Source organism: Rhodococcus sp. IEGM 27 (assembly GCF_033142305.1).
Classification (GTDB): Bacteria; Actinomycetota; Actinomycetes; order Mycobacteriales; family Mycobacteriaceae; genus Rhodococcus_F; species Rhodococcus_F oxybenzonivorans.
In genome coordinates, this window is record NZ_JAWLSG010000003.1 from 213,420 (window position 1) to 230,926 (window position 17,507).

The following is a 17,507-nucleotide window of genomic DNA, read 5'->3' on the forward strand; positions in this document are numbered from 1 at the left end:
TGCGTCGACATCGCCGTGGCCACACAGCGGACCGACCCCCGCCGGCATCAGGTCATGGTGGGCTGGTACATGACGGCACCGATGCCCGAGTCGATAGGGAGCGCGATCCCGGTGATGGCCGCGGCCCGAGGGGAAGCCAGGAAGGCGACGGCCTCCGCGACATCCTCGGCCTCGGCCATCCGGCGCAGCGGTAGTTGCGCCATGTACTGCCTGAACCGATCGGCGCCGAGGTACGCCTCGAACGCCGGTGTGCGCACGGCACCGGGAACGACTGCGTTCACTCGGATGCCGAACTCGCCGGCTTCTACCGCAGCCTCCTGGGTCAGGTGGATGACTCCGGCCTTGGCGGTTCCGTAGTACGGGACAACTCCGGCAACCTTGCGCATGCCGGCGGCGGAGGCCGTATTGATGATCACGCCGCGTCGTTTCGGAGCCATGATTCGCAGCGCTGCGCGCACGCCGCGAAAGGTCGCGCCGAGGTTTCCGTCCAAGCCGTGCTGCCAGGCACTGTCCTCGGTGTCGGTGATGGATCGGTTTCCGCCGAATCCGACATTGTTGTGCACGACATCGAGGCGCCCGAAATCGGCGGCCACCCGGTCGAACATCGAGTCGACGAACCCTGGTTCGGTGACGTCGCCGACGATCGTGTGCGCTCGGCCCCCGAGCTCACCGATCTCCTGAACGGTGGCCTCGGCGTGATCGGCAGAGATGTCGTTGACCACGACCACCGCGCCTTTCGCCGCCAGCAGTGCGGCGGTTGCCTTACCGATTCCGGAGCCTGCCCCCGTGATCAGTGCGACCTGGTCGATGAATTCGCGCTCCACGTGATCTCGCTCCTGTGAGTCGGGTGGTGGTCGGCTTCTTACTCGAACGCGGGGATAGGCAGACGTCGGCCGTTTGTGTTCTTCGGTTGTAGTTCAGCTCGCGCGCAATGCGATTCCCTGAGCGTTGAAGAACAATCCGCCTGGCGTCAACAGGGCGGAAGCGGCGTGGGGCACCTGTCGCTTTCCGGATTCGCCGCGGAGTTGCAGCACCGCCTCGCGCAGGTGGCCGGCGCCCTGGGTTCCGCCTTCGGAAAGGCTGCCGCCGTGCGGATTGATCGGTACCTTGCCGTCGATCAGGACCCGGCCGCGACTGTCGTCCCAGTGTTCACGCAGGAAGTCGCCGGCCTCGCCCGGCTTGCAGAATCCATAGGTTTCCAGGCAGTGCAGGGTGATGAGGGAGAACCCGTCGTAGGGGAACAGTACGTCGAAGTCGTTGATGCCGAGGTCGCTACGGGCCAGAAGTGCGTTCGCGGAGATGCTCTGTCCGGTGTGATCCAGGCTCACGGTGAGGTGTTCCTCCGGGTGCGCAGTCAATCCCATAGACAGCGCGTGAATGGTCACCGGACGGTTGGGGCCGTCCGCGGCACGTTCGGCCGTGGTCACCACGAATGCGTCGGCGCCGTCAATCGGGACGTCCATGTCGTAGACGCACAGTGGCTCACGGATCATCCGGCCGGCGAGGTAACCGTCCATGGTGAGCGGATCGCGCATCACCGCATCGGGGTTGTCCGCGGCGTTCGCGCGCCCGTTCAGTGCGACCAGACCGAAGTCCTGCCGCTTGCGGTCGTAGGTAGCGAGATAGCGCTCGGCCCAGGCGGCGTAACCAGTGGGGCCGAACATGCCGTACGGCTCGGATTCGGTGTGGCCGTCTCCGAGCATCGCTCGCCCGTCGGCAAGACCGACGGCGGCTCGTTCGCGGAATGCTCCGCGGCCGAGCCGGTACACCGAGTGATAGACCAGGACTGCGTCGGCGGTTCCCGACCACACCGCGTTCACGGCGGCGGTGAGGTGGTTACCGATCGGCGGTCTCGCGGTGGTCCAAAAGGTGACGCTGGGTAGCCCGAGGGCCGAGGCCACGATCGCGGGATCGATGCCACCGGTGTGGAGCCCACCACCGACTACGCCGTCGATCTGATCCGCGGTCAGCCCGGCATCTGCGATGGCACGGGTAGCTGCCTCCAGAACCATCGTCAGTTCGGTGGTATTCCGGTCGCGGGCATAGGGGGAGCGTCCGAGTCCGGTGACAGCGACGCGATCCTTCATCGGATTGCGTTGCGGAAGGATATTCATCGGGCGTTCTCCTTCTCTGTGACCGTACGGAATGCGGGCCACGGTGCGCCGTCGCGCTCGATCCACGTGAGTTCCACGGGCTGTCCGATTCGCTGCAGGGTTTCCGGTGAGTCGACCAGCGGAGCCACGATCCGCAGGCCGGGTTGTTCTGTCAGCTCGATCGCGGCGAGCGGCCAGGGGGTGGTGTAGTCCACGACGGGTGGGCCCTGGTGCAGGCGGGTCAGCAGGTGAACGGTCCCGGTTCCCCGCACGGGGCGCACCATGATCTCGGTCGACCAGCAGGACGGACAAATAGGCCGTAACGGGGTGTGCCACTGCCCGCACTGTGGGCACCAACCCGCGCGCAGTTCGTGAATCAACAGTCCTCGGTAGTACTCGATGTTGATCTGGTCGAGCCGGATTCGCGGAAAGCGCTCGAAGACGGTCTCCGTTGTCGGACCCACGCCTTCTTCCTCGCCGATCTCGCCGAAGCCGTCACCTGATGTGGGCTCAGCGGCCATTCGTCCTCCTGTTGCTTGTTGGCTGTTCATTCCTCGATTTTCGACCCGGCCGACCGCGTGGAAGAGGGTCGCGCCCTGTGCTGTGTTCCGCCGTGTATGCAGGTGGGTCAGGCGCGAACGTTGTCGCCGCCCGGGTAGCCGCCGCCACCGAACATCGCGTCCAGTGCCTCGTAGTCCTTGACACCGTCGCGCTTGGGTATCTCGTTGACGAACTCCACCGTGCGTGGCTTCTTGTAGGAGGCGATACGTTCGCGGCAGTGCTCGATCAGTTCCTCCGCGGTGACCTCGGAGCCGTCGGCAAGCGCCACGACTGCCTTTACCGACTGGGTGAACTGCGGATCGGGTACGCCGATCAGTGCGGCTTCACGTACGGCAGGGTGCTGCTCCAGGCAGTTCTCGACCTCGGCCGGATAGATGTTCTCCGCTGCGGACTTGATCATGCGCGTCATCGTGCCGAGGAAGTGGATGCTGCCGTCGTCCTCGCGCCTTCCCAGATCGGTTGTGTGCCACCATCCGTCGCGCATTCTCCGGGCGTTGATCTCCGGGCGGTTCCAGTAGCCCGCGTGCACGACGTCACCTGCGACCACGATCTCACCGGCACTGCCGACCGGTTGTTCATTTCCCTCGCCGTCCACGATGCGCACGCGGGCGAGCGGGGAGGGGCGGCCGGAGTTGCCTTGGCCGCGTCCGCCGTGGCCGTTCACCACAGCCAGACCACTGACTTCGGTCTGGCCGAACCCACCGGGAGTAGAACCCCAAGGCGTGGTGTCCTCTGCCAGCAAACCGTTCCACAGTGGAGTGAACGGTCCGCCGCGCAGCCTGGACACGTCGTGCTTGTCGGGGTCGTACAGTTGCATCATCTGCATGATTGTGGGCGGCATCAAGAATGCGGAAGTTACGCCCTCGCGGGTGATGATCTCCAGTACCGCTTCGGCTTCGATTCTCGGGACGAAAACATTGGTGCCGCCCTGTAGATAGACCGCCAGGGCGTCCCACTGGAAATTTCCGATATGGAACAGCGGTCCGGAGTTGAGGAACACCGACTCGGAATCGGATCGGGTCAGATAGGATGACTCGTGCGCCATCGCCAGTAGGTTGCGCTGGGTCAGCATGGAGCCGTTCGGCCTGCCGTCGATTGCGGCGGTGTAGATCACCAGCAGTGGCAGATCGACATCCACCGGCCCCCACAGGTCGTCGGCACCCTGAGTGGCGAGCGCGCTTTCGTAACTGTCTTTCCCCTCGGTGTCGTGCTGCCACCACACCGGATCGCGCTGTGTCAGCTTGGATGCCGCGCGCACGGCATCACCGATCTCCTCGTCCTGCCATACGACGACTTTCGGATCGAAGTCGTCGATCACAAAGGCAAATTCTTCGTCCGACTGTCGCCAGTTCGCCGGGCAGAGCATCGCGCCGAGCTTCGCGCAGGCACCGAGCAGTTCGAAGACACGGAACGAGGTTTGCCCGAGCCACAACACCCGATCGCCTTCCTCGACGCCGGCCGCTTGTAGGGCATGCGCCGCCTGGTTGATCCGAGCGTCGTATTCGGGCCAGGTCAGCCGGTGCTGGTCGTCCACAATGGCAGTGCCGGACGGGTAGCTACGGCGGTGTTCGCGTGAGATGTCGCCAAATGTGGTGGGGGGCACCGTATTCTCCTTGCGTGTATAGGTGATCGGGGCGGTTCGGAACGTCATGCAGGGTTGAGTGCTCTCATGACGAAGTCGTGTACGTGAGCGACCAGGTCGTCCTCGGAGCTCTGTGATGCGCTGCCGCCGGTCAGTAGGCCCCGGATCAGATTGCCGACGAGCATCGCCGCTCGTAGAGGATCGCCATCGCGGAGTTCACCTCGGTTCATGCCGTGTCGGATGATCTCGGACAAGTATCGATCGCCGGCTCCGTAGAGCGCGGTTACCTGATCCGGCAGTAGCTCCATCAAGGTCTGGTCGACGAACAGGCGGGCACGTTGAGCACGGCGCTGGTGATAGAGGATTCCGATGTTGTATCGCAACCAAACTTCCATTTGTTCCGCCGCTGACGTGTCGGGGTCGATTCGGTCTCGAAGCTGGCCTTCGACGAGGTGGACTTCGTCCTCCAGCAGGGCCAAGAGCAGATGTGCCTTGCTGGGGAAACGACGATAGAAGTTGCTCGCCGAGGTGTTGGAGGCGGTCAGAACCTGCCGTACTTTCAGGGAGCGGAAGTGGGAGCGTTCGAGTACCCACCAGGCGGCGTCGAGGATGCGTCGAGTCTCGGGATCACGGACCGGCCGCGGGAGGTCGCACATGGTGGCGGACTGCTGCACTTCGAACTCCTGCTCGTCAAGCATGCCTAACTCTTAATTCACTTAATAATTCTACTGCATAAGGGATGGGTGTGCGAGTGTCGATCCGGTCCTGGCGGAGGAACGGCTCGCTCAACTCTTCGGCTCTGCTCGGTATCCGACACCGAAGAGGATGAAATCTGCCAGTGCCGGGGGGATCTCGGATTCTGCGATTTCTGCAGGAAAGAGTGCCTTGCCGGCGAGTGATGTGCCGAGGATGAGAGCCACAGTGAGTCGGACGGTGGTCCTGATGTCGGACGCGGCCTCGTATCCGGTTCCCTCCATGTAGCGGTGCACAACGTCGACCAGGGCCTGCAGGCAGGGGGAGAGTAGGGGAGCGCCTTCGATGCTCGAGCCCCCACTGCCCCCGGCGGCCAGTGAAATGAGGATCTGGCGGTTGGTCGAGCACAGGGAGTACAGGCCGTGTGCGAACCGGAGTGTGACGTCGCGCGGGTCCTGTTGGGGGTTGACGTCGAGGGAACGTGCGAAGTCTTCTACGAACGCGATAAGCGGAGCTGCGGCGGTCGCACGGAACAGTTCGGCCTTGGTTTCGAAATGGCGAAACACCGTCGACTCGGTGACTTGTGCACGGCGAGCCACCGATCGGATGGTTGTGCGGTCGAAACCGTTCTCGAGAAAGTCGGCCGATGCTGCTTCGGTGATAAGCCTTCTGACCTCGGTCGAGGACCGCCGCTTGCGGTTGGCGCTGGTAGTCACGCGTCTATGGTCACACGGGCAGAGGTAGGGAGTAACACTCCCTTGACGTATGACGTGCATTACATTTTGATATAGACAGTGACTCAGGCCACGCACGACTCACGCCTGGTTCCATCGTGCAGTCGAACCCCTATGCACTGCATACCCACATCCAGCACGAGGAGATCGAATGGTGTCGACATACGAAGGCCGGTTGTTCATCGACGGTGAATTCCGGGAATCCGCGTCCCGCCGCACCTACGACGTGATCAACCCCGCCGACGAGTCCGTGGTGGCCCGAGCGGCCGACGCAGACGTCGAGGACGTCCGAGCCGCGATTGCAGCGGCGCGACGTTTCGCGGACGAGTCGGAATGGGGGACCGAACACGAGTTCCGGCGTAAGTGCATGCTGCAATTGCAGCAGGGACTCCGTGACCGATCCGACGAGATCAAGACCCTGCTCACTGCCGAAGCCGGTGTGTGCGCGTCGAACATGATCACTCATGTCGACGTGATGATCGACGGGATGGACTTTTTCAACGAGCTCACCACGGCGTTCCAGTGGGAAGAAGACCTGCCCCCCTACGACATCCTCGGTAATCTCAGTGCTCGTCGGATCCGCTACGAACCTTATGGCGTCGTCGGAGCGATCACACCGTGGAACGCACCGTTCATGACCGCGATCTGGAAGGTCCACCATGCACTCGCTACTGGAAACGCCGTCGTCCTGAAGAGTGCGCCGGACACTCCGCTCACCGCCGCGCTGATAGCCGAAGTGGTGCGGGACTCTACCGATATCCCAAAAGGCGCATTTCACGCCATCAGCTCTGCCGACAAGAGCGCGGTGGGGGATGCGATGACCGCCGATCAGCGCATCGACCTTTACCACTTCACCGGCTCGCCTGGCGTCGGGCAGAGGATCGCACAGCGTGCCGCCGTCGGCATCCGGCATACTGTCCTGGAGCTGGGCGGAAAGTCGGCGAATATCCTTCTCCCGGACGCAGATCTCGATATGGCCTGTGGCCTCGGCGTCGTAATGTGCATGGCCAACAGCGGCCAGGGCTGTGCGCTCGCGACCAGGATGGTGGTGCACGCCGACATCTACGACGATGTGCTGCACCGTCTCACGGAGTTGATCGGCAACCTTCCCTGGGGCGACCCGACGGACCCGGCCAATATGGTCGGTCCGATCATCCGGGGCGAGCAACTACAGCGGGTGAAAGGTCTGGTCGACCGCGCTCGAGAGTCCGGCGCCCGGCTGCTTGTAGGCGGTAAGGAGGGGAGCCGGTTCGAACGCGGCTTCTGGTACGAGCCCACTCTGCTGGCCGACGTGGACGAGAATTCCGAGATCGCGCAGACCGAAGTATTCGGTCCGGTGTTGTCGGTGATTCGCTACGACGGAGACGACGACGAGGCCGTCCGGGTTGCAAACAACTCCCCTTACGGACTGTCTGCATATGTGCAGTCGTCCGATGAAGAGCGGGCCTGGGCGGTCGCCCGCAAGTTACTGGCAGGAACCGTCAACATCAACAACTCCTTCTATCTCTCACCCGACGCACCTTTCGGTGGCTACGGCATCAGCGGCGACGGGGTCGAGCACGGTGTCGCAGGCTTTCGCGAATACCTGCGTATCAAGTCGATTGCCAGTCCGGCGAAGTAATCGGAGGAACTACATGCGAATGAACGACAAGGTTGTCGTGATCACCGGGGCGGGATCGGGCCTCGGCCGCGAGGGTGCGGTGCTCTTTGCTGCAGAGGGGGCACAGGTCGTCATCAGTGACGTCGTCCAGAGTCGAGCAGAGAAGGTCGTCGAAGAGATCGGGGCGCGGGGCGGTACTGCTGTGGCCGCCGGTGCAGACGTGCGGGTCGAAGCCGACATGAATGCGTTGGTCGATGTCGCCGTCGGTACGTTCGGGCGCGTCGACGTCATGTGGGGGAACGCGGGTATTCCGGAACCGGGTTTCGGTATGCAGCCGCTGGCGAAGTCGGCGTTGGAGGATTGGAACAATATATTCGCGGTGAACGTGACAGGCATCTATCTGGCTTGGCGCGCGGCTGCCAGATGGATGATCGATGCTGGGCGCCCCGGCACGCTCTTGGCAACTTCCTCGGCAGCAAGTTTCACCGCCTATCCGGGATTTCCGATGTACACCGCGTCGAAGGCGGCGGTGAACGGTCTGGTCCGAGCCGCGGCCTTGGAGTTCGGCAAGTTCGGCATCCGAGCCAATGCGCTGTGCCCGACTCACGGTATGTCGGTGAACTTCGCCCTACCGCCGGAAGCCGATGTGCTGGGTAAATCCTACGAAGAGATGCAGCCGTGGAATCCGGACAACCGGGCGATGCCGTTGCGGCTGGATCAGCCGCCGGTGTTACGAGACAACGCAAACCTCGCGTTGTTCCTGGCGTCGGACGAGTCACGTTACATGTCCGGCCTGTCCATCGCCTCGACCGATGGGGGGCAGTTCGCACGAACATCGATCGTCTTCCCGACCGACCTCGGCCGGAGCGACGACATCACATCCGGCTCCGTTCCGGTCGAACTGCGTGAGCAGATCGACCGCTGACACTGTGAAAACCGTCGTGCCGGGTCCGCCGGATCGGGCCCGGCACGGCAGGCAGATCGGACCCTTCCGGAACGTGGAATGACCTGATGTTATTCATGATTCGTTGTTCGAGATGGTCGTCGATGTATCGATTTGCGGTTGCCTCACGGCGGACGGCGACCGTTTTTCGACCGTGTGATCGGTACCCCGTCAGGAAGCTTCAGGAGCGTTGTCCGCGACCCGTGCACGCAAACCGTCGATGAGAGTTTCGATGCCGAAGGTGTAGTAATCGGTGCCGTGCAGGCCTGCCAGGTGCGGTGTTACCTGCGCGAGAGCCGGCGGTAGGTCGGTTGCATCGTGTGGGACGTCGGCCAGTGCGACCTGGTATCGACCGAAGAGATAGGTGTGGATCATGGCGTATGACAACAACACCTGCGGTTCTCGCAGGCCGGCGCTGAGCAGGATGGCCATGAAGGCGTCGACCAACCGGCGATCGGAATGAAGCATGCGCTGCAGCAGAAGTCCGGCGATGCCGGGATTTCGTCGCAGCTGGGAATCGATGCCGTCGATGAGCATACGTAAACGACAGTCCCAGAGGCCGACGGACTCGTCCGGGATGCCAACGTCGGCCAGCGTGCGTTGGGCGACCAGATCGAGGAGTTCCTGCTTGTCGGCAACGTAGGAATACGCGGCCATCTGGGAGCGGCCGAGTTGCTGGGAGAGCCGTCGCATCGAGAGCGCGTCCAGTCCTTCCGACCGGATGATCTCTAAGGCAGCGTCGACGATCTGGTCCTCGGTCAACGAAGGAGGGCGACCCGGGGTTTTCCGAGACGGAGTTCCGGACTCGTCGACGGTAGCCGGATGGTCGTTCGAACCCACGTCGAGGATCATACTCGTGCCACCCTCCATGCGGTTCCAGGGGAAGTCATCCTTGGTTGTCACACTCCCAAACGCTCTAGTAGCCGTTCGTGCGCCAGTGCGGGCCCGCCGAGAAGAAGGTCGGTGTAGCGCGCGCGGGCGGCAATGGTGCGGACTACGGTGGTGTCGAGATCGGGAGTAACCGAGGTGAGTCGCAGGACAACCTGGCGTACTGCGTTCGAGCAGCCGATGTGTGCCATCCCCGCGGCTATGGAGGCAGCATTCGGGTCGTCCCCGCCCTGAAGCTTTACTGCGCGGTACCACAGCGCTGTCGAGCAGGCTCGGAGCAGTTCCAATTCGGCCAGCTTGCGTGTGTATCCGCGCCAGGATTCGCTGTCCGCGGCTGCAGGTGGGACGTCCGACAGGCACTTCAGGGCCCGGTCCACGATGCCCATCTGTTCGGCCGCGAGTACGGTTGTCGCCCTGTCGACTGTGCGGTTCATGATCAGGCCTCCAGCGCCTTCGCGGCCGATCAGGGTAGCGGGCGTTTCCTCGAAGCCGACTCGGGCAAGAGGGCGCGTCGGGTCGAGGGAATCGAGGGACTCGATCGTGACGCCGGGGGCATCATGTTCTACGCGGTACAGCGAGGGTCCGCCGACAGTACGGGCGATCACGAAGAGGGTGCCCGCGGTATCGGCGCTGGGGACGTACCACTTCTCACCGGTGAGCTGCCAGCCGCCGTCTGCGGCCTCGGCTCGGGTCCGCACGAGTGCCGGATCCCAGGAACCCGTTTTCTCCGCTGCCGCCAACGTGGACCGGTGCACGTCGACACTATCGTCGATCGGGGAGCCCGCGATGGTGTATGCCTGGGCGCCGAGGCCGGCGGCGGCGAAATAGTCGCGGTCGGCGAGGGTGTAGCCGGCGGAGTAACCCACCCGGGCCAGGCCGGTCGCTGATCCGCTGAACGCTTTTTCTTCCCACCTGTCCTCGGGCAGGATCGCGGACAGTGATTCGTTGCGCTCGATAACTTGGCCGGTGACCTCGACGGCGAGGGTGTCCAGCGCGCGAGAGGCTTCGGCGGTGAGTGCGCCGGTTGCCTCCACCAGCGGAAGTAGTGATTCACGGAAAGCGTTGTCGGCATCGACCAGCAGCCGCGGGCCGAGGACCTCGGCGACGAACTCACCGGTCGCCGCGAGCACTCGAGACTCGGCTGCTTCCAGAACCGGGGCCGGGCAGCCGACTTCGCCGACCCGCAATTCGCGCACGGCGGTGAGGTCGGTGACCAGTTCGCTGAGCGTGCGCCGTAGTGCTCGATCGTCCCAGGTCCAGGTGGATCGCATCAGCGCGGACAGTGTCTCTTCGTTGAGGCTTTCGAGGTACTTCTCGCGCTGTTCACGAGTAAGGGCCTTACTACCGATTGTCGGTTCCATCGCGCCTCCCGGGCATCTCGTACGTTTCTCTCTTCACAGGATGACGCAATTTCGTTACACTGTAAAGTATGTAGCGGGTCGGTGCTCGCAGTGGCGCGGCCCAGAAGTCACCCGATCCGAGGAGGGACCCATGACCAAGGCGATTTCAACAGGCCAGGATCAGCAGGAAGTGGAGAAGATCTGGGCGCATTCCGGAGACTCTCACCTGATGGAGCCGGAAGATCTGTGGACCGCCCGGCTACCCAAGCGTCTGGCCGACCGCGCGCCGCGCTCCGAGCGCGGTGAGAAGTACGAGATCGTCTATATCGATGGAATGCAGATCGACCGTCAGCTGAACGACTTCATGGATGCCATGCGCCCCCCGGGGTTCAAGGACCTGAACATTCGTCTGCAGGATCTGGACCGGGAGGGTGTGCGCAACCAGCTTGCGTTCCCGTCTATGGGATTCTGGGTCAACAACATTCGTGATCCCGAGCTCGAGGTTTCGGTTGCCCGCGCTTGGAACGACTGGGCCATGGAAGACGTCATGGGCAAGCAGGATCGGATTTTCGCCCCCGCCATCGTGCCTCTGCAGCGGGTGGAAGACGCGGTGGCCGAGGCCGAGCGCGCTGCCGAGATGGGGTTCCGAGCCCTTTACTTCCCGTGTGGGATCGATGACGACCGGGCGTGGGGCCTCGACATCTGGGAGCCGTTATGGGCCGCGGCGGAGGAACTGAAGCTTCCGCTGTGCTGGCACATCGGTACCGGTGCGGCCACCGTCGTCTATCGCGGCCCGGGAGGCGCGGTGGTCAACTACATGGAGACCACCTATCCGGGAATGCGGGTGATCACGCATCTGGTGGCGGGCGGCGCACTGGATCGACACCCTGATCTGAAGGTGCTCGTGGCCGAGGGCGGTGCCGGCTGGGTGCCTGCAATCGGGGACCGGATGGACGAGGGTTACCGCCAGCACGGAATGTTCGTGCGGCCAAGGCTTTCGAGGCTGCCCAGCGAGATCATCCGCCAGCAGGTGTTCGCCTCTTTCCAGCACGACATCAGCGCTGTGCAGGTTATCGAGGACACGAACTACAACAATGTGCTGTGGGGCGATGACTACCCGCACCTCGAGGGTACCTATGGACACACCCAGGAGACGCTGCGCACCGTCTTCAGCGGCGTAGACCTGAAGACCCGCGATCGGGTGCTGCACGGTGCCTTCGAGGAACTGTTCCCGGCGGTCTGAAGTGGATGTCGGCACCGCGGGCGCAAATCCCAGCGCCCGCGGTGTCGACGTTTCGTAGCGCGCACTCACCGAGCTTGGGTGAATCCGGCTGGGCTCCGGATTTCTCCGTCGAAAGGAATTCAGTGACCGACACCGGAAGCGACGACCTCGCCAAGGACACAGTGCTCACCGCTGCGCTCAGCGACGACCCGTCATCACTGTTGTACGCACCCGAATCACCGGGGGGCATGCGGTTGTGCCATGGTTGCCGGCGGTTGAACCGATGCCGCTTGGGCATCGAAAGCGAGCGCCTCGACGATGACGGCGTGGTGGTGAGCCGAGTGATGTGTGGACCCGAGGAAGAAGGTGGTCCGCAGGTGGCCCATGGGGGCTGGACGGCGGGCGTGATGGACGAACTGGTGGGCCACACGCTGATGATGAAAAACGAGTTCGGCGTCACCGGAACGCTCACTGTCAAGTTCGTACGGCCGGTGCCGATCGGCTGGGCACTGATCGGCCGCGCCTGGATCGTCGGGCGGGAGAACCGCAAGGTCTTCGTCCGGGCAACGCTCGAGCTGGAGAGTTCGGCAGCGATCGTCGCGGAGGCGGACGCAGTCATGGTCAAGCGCCCCGAGACGCATTTCGAGTCACACTATGAATGGCTGGAAGGTCAGCACAGCCCAGCTACCTAGATCGCGATGTTGCCACACCTCTTCCCGTTCGGACTGCTCTCATATCGCTCCATTCGTGCAAGTGGCCGCGGGCAGGGACCTACAAGTGACAGGGTCGTGAGGGATTGCGGTTTTCTGTTCACCCGCTGGGGGAAGGTGGGGCGATACGGGCCTGTCTTGCCCGACACGACCATCGGCCATGAGATCGTTTCCGGGCACTCGTTCCACGGATGTATGCCTGCGGTCCGGTCGGCCGTGGAGCTGTGGAACACCGTTCTCGCCCATAGGTATATACAGGTAGATATTTATGCCGATAGACTGTGCTGCAGATCATAGAATCAGTCGGTGTGTCGCCTAATACACCGGATTCTTCTGACCTCGGCGATGGAGGAGACCGTGACAATCACTGGGCGGGACGACCCCCGCGAGACGCTCGATGGCGAGCTCCGCGAATTCTTGGAACCAGAAGTGGAAACTGCTCCCCGGGAGGTCATCAGAGCCAGCCAAGAGGCTGCGGTCCTGGACCTGGTCCGGTACGCGTGGGACAACTCCCCGCTGTACCGGGAGCACTGGAGCGCGGCCGGGGTTTCACCCGACGACATCCGCACTCTCGACGACTTCACCAACAAGGTTCCGACCCTCACCAAGGCCGATATCCAGGCCTATCGTGCACGCACCGGTGACCCCTACGGCGGATTGCTGTGCGTGGATCTGAAAGATCTGACATCGGTGACCACGACGTCGGGTACCACCTCGGCACCCGAATTGTTGCCGGAGATCTGGAACACTGTTCCGCCGTTGGCCGCTGCGACCACCCGTGATCTCTATGCGCACGGACTACGACCAGGCGACAGGGTGATCGTTCCCGTAGGGACGTTCCGTAACTACTGGGACGATTTCTACACAACCCTCGGGTTGACGCCGGTGTTCGTAGACAGTTGGTTGGGGCAGGGGGAGTCCCTGCTGCGCGCGATCCGCGAGCACGAGGTGGCCTACATGCAGGTGCATCTGCCGGCGATCATGGAGTTCGAAAAGCTCGAAGAGAAGTACGACCTGCGGGAGGCGTTCGCCTCGATCAAGTTCTTCGCCTTCGCCGGACAGCCCATGGGCGAGGCGCTCAAGCGTAAGGTCACCGAGGACTGGGGTGTCCGGATCGTCACCTACACCAGCGCAGGAGATACCGGGACCGCCTGGGAAGGGCCGGATCTCGACGGTTTCCAGCTGTGGGAGGACACGATGCTCCCCGAGGTGCTCGATACGATTACCGACGAACCGGTCGGCGACATGGAGGTCGGCGAGTTGATCGCCACCGACCTCGACAACCGGGCCGCCCCCTACATCAGGTTCCGATCCGGCGATCTGGTGCGGGTCACCCGCCTTCCCGCACCGACTGGGCGGACACACGCCCGTATGTGGTTCTCCGGTCGACGGGGCGACGAGGTCGTGATCGACGGCAAAGCCATCGTGGTCGGTGACGTGTGGCGTCTGGTGGAGTCGCTGCCTGAGCTGTCGGACGGTATGTTCCAGGTCATTCGGACGGACGCACCGATGACGCACCTTCGGTTGCGGGTCGGTTACGCACCCGAACGGACGTCGGATGTGGTCGATCTCGAGCGTCGACTGACCGACCTTCTGGGGGCCGAGCTGGGCGTGGGCGTCGACCTCGCCCTGCTCACCCTCGAAGACATCCTGCAGTACAGCTCGAGCGTCGCCAAGTTCCCGAGAATGGTGAAGAAATGACACGTCAAACCATGCTGGAAGCCGCCGGGCGCCTGCCCCGCTCCCCTATCTACGGAATCGGTGTCTTCCCGTCCGGCGACGGTTTCGTCGACTACGAAATCGGCTGGGAGGATCTCGGACGCGACGTTGCGTGGGCGCACGAGCAACTCCTCGCTGCCGGCGTCACAGCGCACGATCACGTGCTGATCACCGCTCCCAACCACGAGAATCCGTGGCTGAGTCCGGTGGTACGTGCGTTGCGCCTCATCGGAGCGACCTACACTCCGGCCGAGACCTACAACTGGGACGTCACCAGATTCTTGTCGGTGCTGGAGCGGCTGCCGATCACGGTTGTCATCGGGCTGGGTGGTGACACGCTCGGCGCGGCCAAAGCGCAGCAACCGGACCTGGCCGCACTGTTCGAGAACGTCCGCCTCATCTGGGCGCGCCCGGAGGCGCACGCGGAGCTGGAAGCTGCCGGTGTGAACTCGATGATGTTGGCCCTCCTGGGTCCTGCACTCGCTCTGGCGTTACCCGATGCTCCAGGCGTCCTGCGAGTCAACGGTGCGGAATGGACGGTCCGGGAATCCGACGGTCGGTTGCTCGTGTCGGCAACCCCGGCGCGGCGGGCACGGATCGTCGATGTCCCGGTAGGGCTTTCCGGTCGGGTGAGTCAGGACGGCGACACGATCCTCACCGAGTCCTGACTGCGCGCGCCCGCCCCACTACCTTGGGGCGGGCGCCCGCCATTTTTCCGACTGAGAGGTAGCGATGACGCGTGTCGAGCAGAACTCCGACGACGGCACTCCCGGCTTGCTCAGAGACGGCCGTTCGGTGCTCGTGCGCCGACTGACACCGGATGATCTCGACCTGATCGTCGACTTCAGCCAGCGCCTCTCGCGCCGCACCATCTCCATGCGCATGCTCGGCCCGGTGGTGACCCTGGATCGTGCAGGGCTGGCCCGCTTCATGAACTTCGACTCGGCGACCCAAACAGCCCTGGTTGCCTTGCACGACAATCGTGCAGTAGGCGTTGCCGACTTCGTGCGCGTGGAAGGTCATCCGGATCGTGCGGAGGTCACTTTCACCATTGTGGACGAATTCCAGTCGCTCGGCTTGGGCGGCCTGCTGCTCGAGCACATTGCCGTGGCGGCGCGGGACTGTGGAATCGCGGTCCTCGAGGCCGACGTACTCGCCGAGAACCTGGCCATGGTTCGCACCTTGGAAAACTCGGGGTACGTAGTCGAATTCGGCCCCCCTGCTTCGATTCTTCACGTGGACATCGTTATTCGTCCGCGTGTGCAGGTAGTTGCTCGCTCGGAACGGCGCGAACATCAGTCGGTGCGTTCCTCGATACAGCGAATCTTCGATTCCCGCACGGTGGCTGTGGTAGGCGCGGGCCTGAGTCCGGACAATCTCGGGCGGGCCGTAGTGAAGAACATGGTGTCCCACGGCTTTCCCGGACGAGTCTATGCCGTCAATCCGCACATCTCCGCCGTGATGGGGATGCCTGCCTACCCCACGGTGAGCTCGATCGGCGAGCCGGTCGACCTGGTGGTGGTAGCGGTCGCAGCACATCTCGTCCCGGAGGTGATCCGCGACTGCGCAGCGGCCTCGGTCACGGCGGTGATAGTGATGTCGGTCGGGTTCGGTGAGTCGGGTGAGATCGGCCGTGCCGCCGAGCTGGAATTGATCCGCTATGCACGTGCCGAGGATATGCGGGTGATCGGTCCGGCCAGCATGGGTATCCTCGCGCAGCAGGGTGCCCTTCGGCTGGCCGCGACCTTCTCGATGTCGCTACCGCCGTCGGGTGTGGTGGCGATGGCCAGTCAATCCGGCACGCTCGGCCTGGCTGTGCTCGAGCACGCTCGTCGGATCGGGCTCGGATTCTCCAGCTTCGCTTCGCTGGGCAGGTCGGTCGACGTCTCGCCTAACGACCTGCTGCAGTGGTGGGAAGAGGACCCTGCGACCTCCGTAATCCTGCTCGACCTCGAACGCTTCGGCAATCCGCGGAAATTCGCCCGTCTGACGCGGCGGGTCAGCGGACGTAAACCGATCATCACCGTCACCAGTGCAATACGGACCGCGCTCATCGGAATTGCCGGTACAGAACATGTCGACCGCGGTGCGGTCATCGACGAGCTGTTTTCTCAGACGGGCATAGTGGCCACTCGAACACTCTCCGAAATGTTCGATGTAGCACGTCTGTTCGCTAATCAACCCATACCGCGCGGTGATCGGGTAGCAGTGGTCACCAATGCCAGTCAGCCCGGTGCGCTGACTGCGGCAGCGTGCCGAACCGCGGGATTGCGCAGCGCAACGCTGAGCGAACCCACCCTGGCCGTCCTGCGCGATCTCGTATCCGGCGACCCGGTCGATGTCGTCGACCTGACTCCCCGCGCCGATTCTGCGCGCTACGAGGCAGCATTACGTGCCCTACTCGCGGACGACGGAGTCGACTCCGTCGTCGCTCTGTTCACACCACCCCTCGCGCAGAACCGGGACGACATTGCGGCTGCACTCATACGGGCGGGCGCCTCCGCGCCGACCAAGACTCTGGTCGCGAGTTTCGATAGTGCCGAGGGCGTGCTGTCGGCGCCCGAGGTCGATGCTCGCGCGGTGCCGAGCTACACCTTCCCGGAAGCTGCAGCTACCGCACTGGGCTGGGCGACAGCATACGGAGCGTGGCGGCGGCAGCCTGCCGGGGTGGTGCGACCGCCCAGCGGAGTCTCCGCCGAGCGCGTCCGGGCCGTCGCCGATCGCGCTGGGCTCGGCGTGCTCGATGAAGCCGACGCCGTCGAATTGCTGACAGCGGCCGGAATTGTGGTACGGCCGGACGCCGGCGACGGACGCGAGGTCGTGGTGTCGGTGGTCGACGACCCGGTCTTCGGTCCTCTGCTCGCATTCGGTGTGCTCGGTGATCCGATCACGCTGTACGGTGACGTCACATTCCACATCACGCCGGTCAGTGATCTCGATGCCCTGCGAATGATTCGCTCGGTGCGGGCATTTCCGCTGTTGATCGAGCGCGATCTGGACGCGCTGACCGACCTGATCCTGCGGGTGGCGTGGCTGGTCGAGGAGCTGCCGGAACTCGCCGAGTTGCGATTGGCGCCGGTCGCAGTAGGCGCGGCAGGTACAGGTGTCACTGTGCAAGGGGCGAAGTTGGTACTCGGGAAGCCCTCGCCCGAACGCAGGCACGGGGAGTCGAGGATTCAGGCACTGTGACCGCCGGTGACGCGGCGACCCAGGATACGTCTGCTGTGATACAGACTCGCGCCCCTGATCGAGTCGACCGTCCCGGACCCGAGAGTGCTTCCCGGAGTTGACACCCTGCCAACAGAATTCCTGCTTGCACTCAGAGCCTGAGAACTGCAGGGCCGCGCAGCGTCCCTCTACTTCTTGCTGAAGTACTTCCAGTGGCCGGCTGAGTATGGGACCCATTGCGCACAACGAGTCCT

General features: G+C 63.6%; 15 protein-coding genes. 7 read left to right on the forward strand and 8 right to left on the reverse strand.

Annotated features, from left to right (window positions below; all coding sequences use genetic code 11):
* Positions 1-47: 47 nt before the first annotated feature.
* From R4P95_RS11910 to R4P95_RS11935, 6 genes are all read right to left on the reverse strand, one after another.
* Positions 48-824 carry an SDR family NAD(P)-dependent oxidoreductase gene (locus R4P95_RS11910; RefSeq protein ID WP_213575717.1) on the reverse strand — a complete coding sequence of 259 codons (777 nt, stop codon included), beginning with the start codon at positions 822-824 and terminating at the stop codon, positions 48-50.
* A gap of 93 nt (positions 825-917) precedes the next feature.
* Complete coding sequence (locus R4P95_RS11915) at positions 918-2,114, reverse strand: thiolase family protein (RefSeq protein ID WP_317744441.1); 1,197 nt, start codon at positions 2,112-2,114, stop codon at positions 918-920.
* Entirely contained in the window at positions 2,111-2,614 is a 504-nt protein-coding gene (locus R4P95_RS11920) for a Zn-ribbon domain-containing OB-fold protein (protein WP_317744439.1), read from the reverse strand. The genes R4P95_RS11915 and R4P95_RS11920 overlap by 4 nt, the downstream gene beginning before the upstream one ends.
* 107 nt (positions 2,615-2,721) lie before the next feature.
* Complete coding sequence (locus tag R4P95_RS11925) at positions 2,722-4,257, reverse strand: AMP-binding protein (RefSeq protein WP_317815684.1); 1,536 nt, start codon at positions 4,255-4,257, stop codon at positions 2,722-2,724.
* A gap of 44 nt (positions 4,258-4,301) precedes the next feature.
* Positions 4,302-4,934 carry a TetR/AcrR family transcriptional regulator gene (locus R4P95_RS11930; RefSeq protein WP_317744437.1) on the reverse strand — a complete coding sequence of 211 codons (633 nt, stop codon included), beginning with the start codon at positions 4,932-4,934 and terminating at the stop codon, positions 4,302-4,304.
* Positions 4,935-5,021: 87 nt separating this feature from the next.
* A complete protein-coding gene (locus R4P95_RS11935) occupies positions 5,022-5,645 on the reverse strand; it encodes a TetR/AcrR family transcriptional regulator (protein ID WP_317744435.1) in 624 nt (207 codons plus the stop codon).
* A 169-nt stretch (positions 5,646-5,814) separates the two neighbouring features.
* Here R4P95_RS11935 and R4P95_RS11940 point away from each other — a divergent pair, with 169 nt between their 5' ends.
* Positions 5,815-7,284, forward strand: a complete 1,470-nt coding sequence (locus R4P95_RS11940) for an aldehyde dehydrogenase family protein (protein WP_317744433.1) — start codon at positions 5,815-5,817, stop codon at positions 7,282-7,284.
* Positions 7,285-7,303: 19 nt separating this feature from the next.
* Positions 7,304-8,188 (forward strand): SDR family NAD(P)-dependent oxidoreductase, encoded by an 885-nt coding sequence (locus tag R4P95_RS11945; RefSeq protein ID WP_317744431.1) that lies wholly within the window; start codon positions 7,304-7,306, stop codon positions 8,186-8,188.
* A 189-nt stretch (positions 8,189-8,377) separates the two neighbouring features.
* Here R4P95_RS11945 and R4P95_RS11950 read toward each other — a convergent pair whose 3' ends face one another.
* Together R4P95_RS11950 and R4P95_RS11955 are read right to left on the reverse strand one after the other, a co-directional pair.
* Positions 8,378-9,046, reverse strand: a complete 669-nt coding sequence (locus tag R4P95_RS11950) for a TetR/AcrR family transcriptional regulator (protein WP_317744430.1) — start codon at positions 9,044-9,046, stop codon at positions 8,378-8,380.
* Positions 9,047-9,105: 59 nt separating this feature from the next.
* A complete protein-coding gene (locus R4P95_RS11955; protein WP_213575721.1) occupies positions 9,106-10,455 on the reverse strand; it encodes an acyl-CoA dehydrogenase family protein in 1,350 nt (449 codons plus the stop codon).
* A 130-nt stretch (positions 10,456-10,585) separates the two neighbouring features.
* On the opposite strand from R4P95_RS11955, the gene R4P95_RS11960 reads away from it, so the two are divergent.
* From R4P95_RS11960 to R4P95_RS11980, 5 genes are all read left to right on the forward strand, one after another.
* A complete protein-coding gene (locus R4P95_RS11960) occupies positions 10,586-11,677 on the forward strand; it encodes an amidohydrolase family protein (protein WP_213575722.1) in 1,092 nt (363 codons plus the stop codon).
* A gap of 122 nt (positions 11,678-11,799) precedes the next feature.
* The gene (locus tag R4P95_RS11965) at positions 11,800-12,348 is read left to right on the forward strand and encodes a PaaI family thioesterase (protein ID WP_249354246.1); all 549 of its coding nucleotides are present in this window, start codon (positions 11,800-11,802) and stop codon (positions 12,346-12,348) included.
* Positions 12,349-12,723: 375 nt separating this feature from the next.
* Positions 12,724-14,067: a phenylacetate--CoA ligase family protein gene (locus R4P95_RS11970; protein ID WP_249354247.1), complete on the forward strand. Its 1,344-nt coding sequence runs from the start codon at positions 12,724-12,726 to the stop codon at positions 14,065-14,067.
* The gene (locus R4P95_RS11975) at positions 14,064-14,753 is read left to right on the forward strand and encodes a hypothetical protein (RefSeq protein WP_213575724.1); all 690 of its coding nucleotides are present in this window, start codon (positions 14,064-14,066) and stop codon (positions 14,751-14,753) included. Before R4P95_RS11970 ends, R4P95_RS11975 begins: the two co-directional genes overlap by 4 nt.
* A gap of 64 nt (positions 14,754-14,817) precedes the next feature.
* Positions 14,818-17,274, forward strand: a complete 2,457-nt coding sequence (locus R4P95_RS11980; RefSeq protein ID WP_213575725.1) for a GNAT family N-acetyltransferase — start codon at positions 14,818-14,820, stop codon at positions 17,272-17,274.
* The last annotated feature ends 233 nt before the right edge of the window (positions 17,275-17,507 follow it).